The following is a 697-nucleotide window of genomic DNA, read 5'->3' on the forward strand; positions in this document are numbered from 1 at the left end:
TCGCCCCGTTCAACAGATGGAGGGCTAGGATTGTCTCATGAAGCAACGACGCTATACCGCTGAGGAAAGAGCCTGGGCGCTGGAGCAAATGTCGGCACCGATCAGCCGTACGGTCGTAGAGCTGGCCAAGCAAACAGGCATCACTGCTGTCACACTCAGGACTTGGCGTAACGAAGCCAAGACCCAAGGAGCACAGATGGCAGGAACAGGTAAGCGCAACGGGCGCTGGAGCAGCGCTGACAAGTTCAGGGCAGTGCTCCAGACAGCCGCAATGAGCGAGGCAGAGATTTCGGCATACTGCCGTACCGCAGGCATTGTGCCGGCGGACTTGGTGTTGTGGCGTGCAGCGTGTGAGCAAGCCAATACGCCTACCCAGCAGGAACCCGCCAAAGATATTGCTTCGGTCAAGCGTATCGAGCAATTGGAGCGTGAGCTGCGGCGCAAAGAAAAGGCTTTGGCAGAAACGGCAGCGTTGTTGGTGCTGCGAAAAAAGGCCAATGCGATCTGGGGCAAGGGCGAGGACGAATGACCAGCGCCGCAGATCGCACCACTGCCCTTGAGTTGATCGATGCGGCTATCGAGTCAGGCGCTCGTCAGCGTGCAGCCTGCACAGAGCTGGGCATCACCGAGCGCACCTTGCAGCGGTGGCGCAACCAACCTAAAGACCGGCGGCCTGAAACGAGTCGCCCAACGCCGG

At 59.7% G+C, this 697-nt stretch carries 2 protein-coding genes; both read left to right on the forward strand.

The window, feature by feature from the left end; genetic code table 11:
- Window positions 1-37: 37 nt before the first annotated feature.
- Window positions 38-529 carry a transposase gene (locus tag ACF8GB_RS18390; RefSeq protein WP_392527422.1) on the forward strand — a complete coding sequence of 164 codons (492 nt, stop codon included), beginning with the start codon at window positions 38-40 and terminating at the stop codon, window positions 527-529.
- On the forward strand, window positions 526-697 hold a 172-nt coding region (locus tag ACF8GB_RS18395; protein ID WP_392527423.1), incomplete at its 3' end, for a helix-turn-helix domain-containing protein. The genes ACF8GB_RS18390 and ACF8GB_RS18395, both read left to right, overlap by 4 nt.

The organism is Pseudomonas sp. xss_4 (assembly GCF_043104125.1).
In the GTDB taxonomy this organism is placed as follows: domain Bacteria; phylum Pseudomonadota; class Gammaproteobacteria; order Pseudomonadales; family Pseudomonadaceae; genus Aquipseudomonas; species Aquipseudomonas parafulva_B.

Bases quoted from the DNA above. Each gene is read 5' to 3' on its own strand.
- ACF8GB_RS18390 (WP_392527422.1), top strand. From the start codon at position 38: ATGAAGCAACGACGCTATACCGCTGAGGAAAGAGCCTGGGCGCTGGAG.